At 53.7% G+C, this 12524-nt stretch carries 6 protein-coding genes; all 6 read right to left on the bottom strand.

Going from position 1 to position 12524, the window contains the following annotated elements:
* Window positions 1-86: 86 nt before the first annotated feature.
* Window positions 87-1397 carry an ABC transporter substrate-binding protein gene (locus EV294_RS20955; protein WP_132310314.1) on the bottom strand — a complete coding sequence of 437 codons (1311 nt, stop codon included), beginning with the start codon at window positions 1395-1397 and terminating at the stop codon, window positions 87-89.
* A gap of 233 nt (window positions 1398-1630) precedes the next feature.
* A complete protein-coding gene (locus EV294_RS20950; protein ID WP_132310312.1) occupies window positions 1631-3250 on the bottom strand; it encodes a response regulator transcription factor in 1620 nt (539 codons plus the stop codon).
* Window positions 3247-5052, bottom strand: a complete 1806-nt coding sequence (locus tag EV294_RS20945; RefSeq protein WP_132310310.1) for a cache domain-containing sensor histidine kinase — start codon at window positions 5050-5052, stop codon at window positions 3247-3249. Before EV294_RS20945 ends, EV294_RS20950 begins: the two co-directional genes overlap by 4 nt.
* Window positions 5053-5463: 411 nt before the next feature.
* Window positions 5464-7161 (bottom strand): extracellular solute-binding protein, encoded by a 1698-nt coding sequence (locus EV294_RS20940; protein ID WP_481856087.1) that lies wholly within the window; start codon window positions 7159-7161, stop codon window positions 5464-5466.
* Between the two features lie 253 nt (window positions 7162-7414).
* Window positions 7415-8080, bottom strand: coding sequence for a beta-glucanase (gene bglS / locus EV294_RS20935; protein ID WP_481856086.1), 666 nt, complete (start codon window positions 8078-8080; stop codon window positions 7415-7417).
* A gap of 141 nt (window positions 8081-8221) precedes the next feature.
* Window positions 8222-12523, bottom strand: coding sequence for a carbohydrate binding domain-containing protein (locus tag EV294_RS20930; RefSeq protein ID WP_132310304.1), 4302 nt, complete (start codon window positions 12521-12523; stop codon window positions 8222-8224).
* Window position 12524: the final 1 nt, after the last annotated feature.

Here is a 12524-nt window from a genome sequence, read left to right as displayed (position 1 = left end):
CTTCCTTCAATAAGAAAAATCCTTTGAAAAAGGCGCCTGTCTTTCTTGCAGCAACAGGCGCCTACCACTTGCTAGATGAATGCCGGTTAGTTGGTAATCAGGTTCGGAAGCTCTTTTTTCAGCTCCGCGGCCGCATCCTTCATGGCTTGCTCCGCTGTTTTCGTGTTGTAGAAGGCTGCTTCAAGATGCTGGCTGATGATCTCGTACATTTTGCTGGAGTAAGTGACCTTTGCAGCACCTTCCCCGTAGGATACCGCGTCGAATACCGCCTGGTTCATTTCCGGTTTGTCTTTGATGTAATCATCCTTCAGCGAGTTCAGGACAACCGGCGTGCCAAGCTCCTTGTAACGGTTCCAGGTCTCTTCCTTGGACATGACCGTCTGCATGAATTCAAACGCCAGATCCTTCTGCTTGCTTTGCGAGCTCATGAAGAGCAGGCGCATACCGGCGAAGGTTGCTTTTGTCTTGCGTTCGATTGGACCGGATACGCCTATCTTGCCGGCCAGCTCCGGATGATCCTTTTGCGTGTTGACGTAAGCCGCCGGACTGTCGTAAGCGATTGCGGCTTTGCCGTTCGGGAACAGGTTCTCGTTGGATTTCGCCGAGTCGTTCGGAATCGTTACGCCTTTTTTCACCAGATCCACGATATACTGCGTTGCCTCAATCGATTCCGGAGAATCGAAGAGCGGCTCGTTCTTGTCGGCATCAATGATTTTGCCGCCGTTCTGCAGGACAAACGACTGCCAGAAGGTCCAAGCGTTAGCCGTTGGAATCGCGAGACCCGCCATCACCGTTGTATTGCCGTCTTTCTTCGTCAACAGCTCCGCGTCCTTCGCCAGCTCTTCCCAGCTTGCCGGCGGCTTCTCGGGATCAAGTCCCGCCGCTTCGAACAGGTCCTTGCGCCATAACAGAACGCGCGGGTCGGGAATAAACCCGAGGCCATAGAGCTTGTCTTTGTACATGCCGGTGTTCAGCACGCTTTCCATCATGTCTCCTTTGCCTTCCCACTTGTCCGTATAAGCGTCAAGCGGTTCATATTGGCCAAGATTTGCCCGCTGGGCAACCGATGCCAGTGTATAGGACAGCACATCCGGCGCGGTACCGCTTGCGTAAGCGGCATTCAGCTTGGTCTCCATGTCGTTGCCGAACGGAACCTCGCTGTAGTTCACCTTCACGCCCGGATGGCTGGCTTCGAATTCCTGAATGACGCGCGTCCAATACGCTTTCTCCGGCGCGTCCGTGCCCGCCCGCCAGAATGTCAGCGTCTTGCTGCCGCCGGAAGAACCGTTGTCCTTAGGGTTCAGCTGCTCGGTGGAATTGCCGCCGCATGCGGTTAGCGCAACGCTGGCCAGCACGGTCACGCATAGCGCCGTCATGATGCTTTTTCTTCTTTTCATATCTCCTATGACCTCCCTTTGTTGAATCTACTGTGAAGTATATAGAAATACAGAGCCCGCCAGTGACGCCATATTCCGGTCTTTCAGCTCAAAAGTACAGGAATAAAGCACAGTCATGCCCTTCATCGAGAGTGACTAACAAAATATTCGGATTCCATGCTCCGATATTCGGTTATTCTTGGATGTCGCAAAAAAACACCGCTATCGCGATGTTTAGGGGATGGATCTGTTATTTAAATTTTCCGCTGCTGCTCCATATATTCCGACGGAGAGAAGCCCGTATAGCTCTTGAACAGCTTGATGAAATAGCTCGTATTCGAATAACCGACAAGCGCCGCGGCATCGGCAACCTTCAAGGTCTGCCGCTTCAAAAGCTCCTTGGCCTTTTCCATTCGCACCTGCATCAGGTACTCGTTATAATTCATGCCCGTTTCTTTCTTGAATAATTCACTGATGTACGTCCTGCTCAGATGAACATGATCCGCGATGTCCTGCAGCATCAGGTCTTCCGCGTAATGCAGCGCAATATATTCGCATGCCCGCTCCACCGCTTCGCCATATTGCGGACGCCGCGCGTTGATCAGGTCCATAATCCGGTGAAAGATGGTTCTCGCCCAACCGGACAATTCGCGGAACGTTGCATACCGCTGAACCTCCACATGGGCATCGATATAGAGGGTTTCCAACTGCTCCATCGGAACGCCTACCGTCCGGCCGCGGTTGACCGCAATATAGATCAGCTCCAGCATCAGCGACCTCGCCTGCTTGGCGGACAGGAATCTGCCCGTCTCCATCTCGTCCATGATTATCTCGAGGAACGATCCGGCCCTAGCCGTCAGTCCGTTATCCAGATAGCCCTGAAACGTTGACGTCCAGCCGGAGCCGGTACCGTTGTAGGCCGCGCCGCCTGCGCTGCCGTTTCCTTCATACCAGGCAATGCCGGGATCGCCGTAAAATAAATGACGGTCGGCTGCCGCAAGCGCTTCGGACAGCTGCTCCGGCAAATACGACAGCCTGCTGTACATATGGCTGATTCCGATCACGGCATTAGCCCCGACAAACCGCTGGAGATGCTCGCTTGCCCGGCTTGCCAGCACAAGCAGCGACTCCCGCTGCGACTTCAGTCCCGTATGAACCGAATTGCACAGCATGATATAGAGACCCGGCTTATAGAGGAAAGAGCAGCCGTTACCCAGCTCATGCTGCAGCGTCTCGTCCAAAATGTTGATGACCGCATTTTGCAGCAGCCCTTCGTCCTGAATCCGAAGCGGCTCCTCGCCTTGCGCGATCCCAACCAAAAGCAGGGCAAGATGCTTCTCGGACAACCCAATATGCAGGCGCTCCATTTTCTCCGCGAAACCATTCGCCGCTTCACGGCCGCCCTCCAAGAGTTCGCGGAAATAGGCATTGCGCAGCGTAATCTGGCTTTCATTCAGGCTGTATCTCAGCGCATTCATCTCGCTGGCCGCCCTTTGATCCAGGTCAATATCCTTTTTGATTTTCTGCAAAATCTCTTCCAGTCCGGACAGCGTGATTTCCGCCTTCAAAATATATTCGCTTGCCCCAAATTTCAGCGCTTCGGCCGCGAACTGAAACTCGCTGTAAGAGCTGAAGACGACCGACCGGATATGCGGCATTTCCTCCTTCAGCGCTTTGATGAGATCGATACCGTTCATCCCCGGCATCTTAATGTCCGTTACGACAAGATCAACGGGGTTAGCCCGGCAAAAGGTTAAAGCATCCTCGCCGTTTGAAGCTTCGCCAGCGATCCGGTAATCGCCGCCCGTCCGCTCCACCGTCATCTGGAACCATTCCCGGATCATCGGTTCATCATCCACAATGAGAATATTCATCTTGTCCTCACCTCCTCCCATTTGTGTATAGCCGGAATCCGGATCAGAACCGTGGTTCCTTCCCCTGCCTGCGACTGCACGCTGATTCCGTAGTTTCCGCCAAAATTCAGCTGAAGCCGTTCGTGAACATTCCGGTAGCCGCCCCGGTGAACCAGCTTTCCGTCTTGCTCTCCCGCCGCTTCGGATTCCATGGCCCCTAGATCCATCCCGATTCCATTGTCCTCGATCTCAAAACAAATATCGGTTCGTTCCATATACCCTCTCACGACCAGCTGCCGTTGTCCTTCTCCCTTGCGTTCCAGGCCATGGAATATCGCATTCTCGATGAGCGGCTGCAAAATAAGCTTGATGGTCTTGTATTCGTAGAGTTCTTCTTCAAGCTCATACCGGACCTCCATCCGGTCTCCTTGCCTGACTTGCTGAATGTACAAATAATTTCGGACCATCTCGAGCTCCTCCCCGATCGGAATAAGCTCGTCCTGCTTCGAAATCGATTGCTTCAGCAGCTTCACCAGCGCTACGATCACCGAATCGATCGTCTCCGGCTTGTGCTTCACGAGCATAAAGCGGATCGAGGCCAGCGTATTGTACAGGAAATGCGGGTTGATCTGCGATTGCAGCGCCTGCAGCTCCGCATGTCTTTTGCGCTCCTGCTCCAGCCGGATATTTTCCAGCAGCTCTTGAATCCGTTCGATCATCCGGTTGAACTTTCTCGTCAAATGCCCGATCTCATCCTCCGAGTTAACGGGAAGACGAACGGATAAGTCGCCAAGCTCCACCCGTCCAAAATGGTTATACAATCTTTTGATCGGGACGGCAAGACGCCTTGCCATGAAATAGGACGCCGCGTAAGCGAGCAGAACAACGCCCGCGAACACCAGAATGACGATCTTTTGAAGCTGGTTAATGCTGGACAATACCGTCGCGGTTGGCGTGTAGGAAATCAGCTTCCAATTCGTCTTGCCGATCGTCTGGAAAGAGATCAACTGCTCCTTCCCGCCTTCCTCCGCCCGGAAATAACCGGAATCGTAATCCCGGATTTTATAATAATACGGCCGGTCGGCCAGCGACTGCCGAATCTGGTCCTTATGCCCGGAAGAGATGATCCTGCCGTTTGCGTCCACGATCTCGATCTCCTGCGCTTTATCGAGCGCGCTGCCGTATAGGTCGCTAAGCGAGCTTTCGTCAACGCTGACCGCTACAATGCCGGTAGGTGAACCGCTCTCAAACCGTTTGCTGATCCGTACGCCGTAGAACGCGGCCCCCCGGTCCACTCCCGTCAGCTCCGGCATGGGCTCGGTTACCCAAATAATCTGGCCCTGACCGTAGACAGCCGCTCGGTACCACTCTTTGTCCGAATACGAGCTGACCGGCTGAGACAACGTCTCCTCCATGCCGTTCCCCGGAAATTCAAACCCGTTTAATCCTCTCAGCAGCACTTGAAAGCTGATCCGATTAAACGAATAGATGGAATTGGACAGCATTTGATCGAAGGAAGCCCGCTGCATGGCATATTCGTAGCTGCTTGGATCAAAGGCTTGCGTAAACGCGTGGTTCACCTCGGTACTGAGGAAGAACTGGTTCGACACCGCGATAATGTCATCCAGCATCCGGTCGGTCTTATCGGCAATCTGTCCCAGCATCTTCAGGTTCGACTGGCTGACCTGCGAGGTGATGGAGTCCTTGGAGATCTGCAGCGAGATCGTCCCGAACAGTCCCAGCGGTATAATAATCAGCACCAGCGAAGCGATCAGAAACTTATTTTGCACGCTGCTTTTCCGAATGAACCAGTTCCATACCATGTGAAGCTCCCCCGTCATTTTGCGTAAGTCGTTTTAAATAACCAATACTATAACATAAAAAGAGTTGGTTGTTGCGGGTAACTGGTTTTGGCGCTGGGGGTATGGGACTACGCTAATGGCCGGCACTACGCAAGTGAATGCCCTTTCGACCGCTGTTGTTTCCGGATTGAACAATTGGACCAGTGGTCCGAATCCGGAAACAAAGGCGGACTACAAGCTTTCTGCAAGAAAGCTACTCCGGAAGCATAAACCCCGCTTCTCAAAAGCATTCACTTGCTCCGTGCCTGCCCGCTCCGTCCGGTTTCCTGCGCCCTTACGGGCGTTACGCCGCAAAGAACCCTGCTCTTTTTACGAGCGGGGGGGCGAAAAAAAACCGCCTCTAATATAGAGAGGCGGTTCGAAAACTTATTATTATTTTGTTCCGCCGCTGACGGATTGGTACCACTCGTTTACTTCCTCAGTGATTTTATCGCCGCCTGAGGATTTCCACTTCTCTACGAACTTGTCGAATGAATCAACCGGAGCTTTGCCGTAGATGATTTGAGAGAAGGTATCCTTCTCCATTTTGCCCAGAATATCGTTGCTTGTCTGCATCGTCTTGGTGGGAGCGCCCGTAAACATTTGAGGCAGAACCGAATCCTTCTGCCCCTGTACGATTTTAGCCGCTTCCAGCACTGGCTGCGGCGTGCTCATCTTAAGCTTCTTCTCGAATGGAGTAGTCGCTTCTTCGCCGTTCGCCAGCTTTGAGAGCACTTGCATGTTCAGGCTTGGAATACGCGCACCGTCAAACGTAATCGTATATTTCTCCGGTGCGTAACCGCCTGTGCTTGCCGCATCGGTTTTCACCTGACCGTCTACCGTAACCCAGTCATAGCCTTCGGCAAGGCCGTTCTCGAACTCTCCGCCAACCGGCGGATTCGCGTATTGCTCGAATAGGTAGTTCTGGTAAGCGAAGAACGCTTCCGGATGCTCCATCTCGGCATTAATCAGGACAACGCCGTTGGAGTTCGATGTGCCGTGACGTCCCACTTGGCCGTCTGGTCCCGCTGGCAGCGGATAAGCTTTGTACTGTGCGTCTTTATTGTTCTTCTTCACGTCTTCCAGCGGCCATGCCGGCATCCAGTGAGGACCAACGACAATACCCGCTTTGCCTGCCGTGAAGTCTTCCGCCGCTTTGGTCTCGTCGTACAAGCCCGCTTCGGTTGGCAGGTAGCCTTTGCTCATCCAGCTTTGAAGCGTGGCAAGCGCCTTCCTGGAGCCCTCGGTTACGGAGCCGTATTCCAGCTTGCCGTCCGCGGTTTTGTTCCATTGGTTAGGCATCGTGCCGTAAGCGCCAAAGATCCAGCCCGCATCCGACATCCATGTATTAATCCAGTTTTTGAAGCCAATCGCCAGACCGTATGTATCCTTCTTGCCGTTGCCGTCGGGATCCTGGTTGGTGAAGGCATCCATTACCTTTTCGAGATCATCCAGTGTTTTTGGAGCCGAAAGTCCCAGCTTCTGCATCCAGTCCTCGCGGATCCACATAACAGGGTCGCCGTTGTAAGCGTAATCGAGAATCGGAATGCCAATCCGCTTGCCGTCCTCCATGTACGGATACCATACGGTCGGATCCTCGTTCATCGCATCTTTCCATACCTGGCTGGCGTATTTGTCGAACAGCTCGCCCGCATCAACGAAACGGCCGGAATCAATCAGCTCTCTCACAAGCGTGAAGTCGCCCCGGTACGAAATAATGTCCGGCATTTTTTCGTTTGTTGCCAGAGACAGGCGAAGCTTCGTTTCAAAGGCATTGTTCGTGGAAGGAGCAATCCATTGGTTCTTGAGCTGAATGCCGAATTTATCCAGCGCCCATTTCGTATGAACGTTGTTGTCCTGGTCTTCGCCCGATTTGAATTTGACATCCGGGCCCCATGGGCGCAAATACGTAATCGTAATCGGAGGATCGAATTTAACGTCTTTCGCTTCTGTGCCTGTATTCGTATTCTCCGCAGAAGCCGTGTTGCTTGGCTCTTTGCTCGCACTCGCATCGGCATTGTCCGGTGCATTGTTATTGTTGCCGCATGCGCTTGTAATCGCCGTAAGGGAGATCACTCCCGCGAGTACCATGGTAGGCAGCAACTTTCTCTTCTGTTCTTTCAACTGCGTTTCCCCCAGTGCAATGTATTGGCTTACAGGACTTATATTAAGGAGTCGGACTACCCCGTTCTATACTAAGATTGCAACATCGATTGCACTTCTTTAGGATGTTGGAAATTGAATATGTATCCTTAAAATTTTACTGTAACGGGCTGCTCTCCACCAGATGAAAGTTGTTTCATGAAATAACGGTACAGGTTCCCCCTGTACCGTTATCGCTAGTTTAGTTGCTCGTATATTTCATCCAATCGTATTCGGCATAAAGCGGATTGGCGCCGTTATAGGCACCTAACCAGCTGTCAACGCCTTTGCCGTTCCAGATGTTCATCATGATTTTGCCCGGGTTGCTCGGGATGTTGGAGGTTGCCGTATGCTTCAGTACGCCATCCACATACCATTTGATTGATCCGGCTTGCCAGTTAAACGCGTAAGTATGGAAGCCTTGCGACGCATCAAAGCCAAGATCAACGATTTTTTCATGCCCGCCTACGCCGTTCGTGAAATAGTTGAACTGCACCTTCGTCGTGTCTTTGCCGAGGAATTCAATGTCGATCTCATCCCAAGGCGTACCGTCAGACGGACCGGTATAAGTGAAGAAGGAAGATACGATGCCCGTATTTTTCGCCGGCTTCATGCTGACCTCGTACAGACCGTAACCGTATTTGTTGACGGAACGGTACTCGGCACAGTCAAACACGTTGTAGGCAGAGCTGGTCAAGCCCAGCTTCAAATGCCCGTCGCTCGTAAAGCTTACGTTGTTCGCCCGCCAGGTACAGTTGAACATGCCGCCATTCGAGTAGCCGTCCGCCTTCTGCCAGGTCGCGGGATTATAATACGTCAGAGGCTCCCAAAATTCCGTAGCCCCGTAAGAGCTTGAGACAAACAACATCGATACAATCGCCGAACCGGCCATGAGAAGGGATGCTTTCTTTTTCATCGAACACCTCCGGATTTTATCGTGCCTTGGAATTGCCTGCCGCCTTCTCGTATCCCCTCCTTAGGCACCAAGCTTTCGATCTATAAAATGGCGTTAAATCGGCCCCAGATTGACCAAGCTAACGTCCGAGATCGTAATCGTCGCATTGCCGGCGTTGCCGCCCGCGATATTGCCCATATCGAAGGAGATGCGGGACGTATTATAACCCTGATCGGTCACGTCAAAAGTGAACGTAAAGGTCTGCTCCTCTTCCGTCAAATCCACCTGCTGGCCGTAATAGCCATGCCAGGCATAGCCTGCCGGCACATCTACCCATCCGATGCCAAGCCCCATCTTCCTTGCGGTGCTTGCTTTCGCTTTGAAGCTAAACGCATACTTGCTTCCCTGCTGAACGGCGAAGCCCTCCTGAATAACCTGGCGGTCCCAAGGGTTATCGCCTACCGTGCCAATCGAAGCCTCCAGCTTTCCGTTGTTAGCCCCGACCGTAAGCTCGCCCGGTGCCGCCGTATAAGAGAACCACCCCGCGAGGCCGTTCGCGAAATTGCCGTTTTGCAGCAGATTGACGTTCGTCGGCTGGCCGCCGCTCTCCGCGGAAGCATTAACCTCGTACAGCAGCACGTTATCGATCGTTACCGAATGCCCGCCTGCGGTGCCCGCCGGATTCCCCAAACCGAACACCAACACGGACGAAGGATCGGAATCGCCGGCCATTGCAAAAGAGTACGCGTAATGCTTGCGGTCTGCGGAAAGCTGGGCGGTGTATTCCAAATATTTGGCGAAATCGCCGCTGCTCTGCGAGACAACAACCTGCACGGATTTCTCGTTAGTAGCGGAAGCATCAAATTCCAGCCGGTAAGTCTTGCCCTTCTCGATCGTTAATTGGCCTTGCTGAAGCGTATCGTCCCACCAGTTCGCGCTTGTGCCCGGGAGCGTCGCAACCAGGCTTCCCCCATCCGAGCGGCTCATCGTCGCCGAACCTCCCGCAATCAGATTCCAGCCGTTAAGATCCGTATCGAATCCGCCGTTCTGTACCAAGTTAGGCGACAGGTCTACCCAAAGCGTGTTATAGTCGTAGCCTTGGAATTCCACATAATAGTCATGTCCGGCTGTCAGCGCGGCAGGATTCATATAGATGGTTTGATACGTCTGCCAGCCGCCGGTATTGCCGAGTTCATAGTCTGACTGCGAGACAACGGCACCGTTCTCGTCCTTGATTCGCAGACGGACTTGCGACTGCTCCTTACCGCTTGCCACTCTGGCCGAGAATTGATATTCACCGGAACGAGTTACGCCGAGTTTATACTTGAGCGTATCTCCTTCATCCATGTACGCGACGTTTTTGCCGCCCTCGCTTGCATTTTCGAGCTGCAGCCCCTGCATCTCCCATGCGTTTGCCGCCGGAATATGAGTATAGCCCGCTACCGTAATCGGCTCTCCGCGCTTCACCATCCGGACGTTGTCGACATAGACCGTACCGCTCTCACCGCCGAACAGCAGCTTCAACTCGGCTTCCGCCGTATCCGAGCCGTCCCCCAATACCGCTTCCAGCGAGTAGGTTTGCAGCGTGGTGCCAAGCGATATGGTATTGCCGCCTGGGTAGGAGGCGGAATGATCGCCTGCCAGTTCAACCTTCATACTCCGCGGCGCATCGGCTTTAGCCTCAAAAGTAATGCCGTATTCGCTATTCCCTGCAAGCGCCAGCTTCGGCTGGGAGACCGTTACGGCTTCCGCGTCCGCTCCTCCGTCTACGACATTAACGACTAACTGCCGCTCATAAATCGGGAACGCAAGAAAATTATTTACGCCGACCGCAGCTTCCGCATCCGGAGCAACGAACTTGGTCCAAAAGGCCAGCCGGTCTTTTCCTTGGTCAAAAGTCCCGTTGTAAATCAGATTCCCGTCCGCCAGCGCGGCTCGTTCGCCCGGGATCTCCGGCTGGGGGGACGCATCGCCGATCTCAACCAGCTTCACGTTTGCGATATAGACGGCAGCCGCGTTTTTCCCAAGATTAAACTCGAATCTCGCATTGTTGTCCGTGCTCTCCAGCATGTCGAACGTATATTCATAGGCCTGCCATTCGGTCGTCAGATTGCCGTATTGCTCGCCGGAGTAATTCTTCCAGTTCTTCTCGAACTGATTCACCTTCGACATCATCGTGCGGGCCTCATCGGCCTTCGCTTCATACGTGACCTTATACTTCTTGCCCTTCTGCAAAAACACCGGCATTTGCGTCAACTGAACGGAGTAAATCTCCGTACCGGCGTTATCGATCGTGATTTTTGCCGCTTTTCCTTTGGAAGTATCGTCAACAACGGCAACTTGGCCTGAGCCGCCGGCATTAAGAAGGAACTGCCAATCCTGCGGCACGCCATTTGCATCCGTTGACTGCGTAAACTTTTCGTTATACAACAGATTGCCGTCGGCCTGCGGTTCGCGCTTAGGGAACGGCTCCGGCGGATTGCCCGTTACATCCCCCCAGCTGTCCAGGTTCTTGTATTCATACACCCTTACGAAGTCGACATTCATCTGATCGGCCGTAAAATCGCCGTTTGGCGAACCCGGCCAATCACCGCCCACCGCCAGGTTCAGAATCAGATAGAAAGGGCGGTCAAACGGCGCGGGATAAGTATAATATTCCGGCTGCCCCGGCCCTTTTGTTTTCCAGTCGCTCACTTCTTGGTAGAGCTGGCCGTCCACATAGAAACGAATGACGCCAGGGAGCCATTCCAGCTGAAAATCGTGGTAATCGTCGGCAAAGCTCTTGCCCTCCGGCAGAACATAGCTGCCTTGTTCGGAGCCATGCGAGCCGTCCGGCTGAATGCTGTCGTAATGAAGGGTGCCAAAGACGCGGTTCTTGTTCGCCCCGCCAATCAGCTCCATCAGATCGATCTCGCCGGAAGCCGGCCAGCCCCCGTAATGGGCTTCGTCGGTTGGCATCATCCAAATCGCCGGCCACATGCCCTGCTGAACGGGAAGCTTGGCGCGGACAACAACCTTGCCGTAGGTCCAGTCGCCTTTTTCTTTGGTGATAAGCTTCGCCGAGGTGTAATGGCTGCCTTTATGCTCTTCCTTCTTGGCTTTAAGGCTCAGGACGCTGCGGCCGCCATCCTGTTCAATGACCGCATTATCCGGCTTGTAGTACTCAAGCTCGTTATTGTAAACGATGCCGGTATCTTGAACCGTCCACTTGCTTGCGTCAATCGTTGATTGATTGAATTCGTCATTCCATACGAGCTTCCACTCGTTATCCGCTATCGTCGTAGGCGGCACGGGCTTCTCCCCAGAGGCTGCCGGCGGGTTGGTTGCCGGAGGATTGGTCATTCCCGCGGAACCCGAACCAAGGTTGGTTGTCGTGCCTGCCGGCACGGCTTTGTCATTCACCGTCACGCCGCCGGACTGGACCTGAAGGCTTCCTACGCGGCTGTCCGCCGACCATTCGAAATCCGTTGGATGCTGGATAAGGACCTGGTCCGCCGTCGTTCCGTTTGAGAAAACAACGCGGACCGGACCGCCTGGCTTGTTAATAAGCACATCCTTCAGCTTGGCGCCGTTAAAAACAACCGAATGGCTTCCGCCGCCTTTAATAACGGTCTTGCCAGTAACGGTTACGCCCTTGAGCGTTACATCGCCATCTTTAATCCCTTCGGCAAGCAGCAGGCTTCCGTGCACCGCCGTACGGTCGACGGTAACATCCGTGGAGCGAATGATGAGGTTGCCTTCCACTTGCGCAGCGTCGTACTTGCCCGGCTTCGCAACCAAATCCCCGATCATGCCGGACAAAAGCACGGCCGATTCGGCGCGCGTAATCGGCGACTTCGGCTCAAGCTTGCCGTTGTAGCCCTTCATGTATTTTTCGCCCGTCATATAAGTAAGCGCTTTCCTTGCATAGCCGGAAACATCACCCAAATCCTTAAACTGCTTTACTTCCGCATCGGATTCCAAGCCCGTCGAGAGCTCGAACGCCCGGTCGATCATAACCGCCGCATCTTCTCGCGTAATGCCGGCGTTTGGAGCGAAATGCTTCGCGTCCACGCCCCGAACAATGCCGGAACCGCTCGCTCTCGTCACCGCGTCGGAATACCAGGCATCCGGCGCTACATCCTGAAATCCGGATTCATCCTGTCCGGCGAATCCAAAGATACGGTCCAGCATGACAATAAATTCGGCACGGCTGATAGGCGAGCCAGGCTTAAACGCCCCATCTCCGTAACCGCTTACAACTCCAAACGAAGCCATGCGATTGACGGCGGATTCCGCCCAATGTCCTTTCAAATCCTGAAACGAGGATACAGCCGCCGTTTCCGAGGCTTGGATGGCTGTCCCGCCAACAAGCGGGCTAAGAGTGGCTGCCAGCAGACTGCAGGCCGTTAATTGCGATAATCTCTTCTTTAACATA

This window comes from Paenibacillus sp. BK033, assembly GCF_004345425.1.
GTDB lineage: Bacteria > Bacillota > Bacilli > Paenibacillales > Paenibacillaceae > Pristimantibacillus.
Note: the sequence above shows the minus strand (reverse complement) of the source record. Positions and strands in the feature narration are given on the sequence as shown.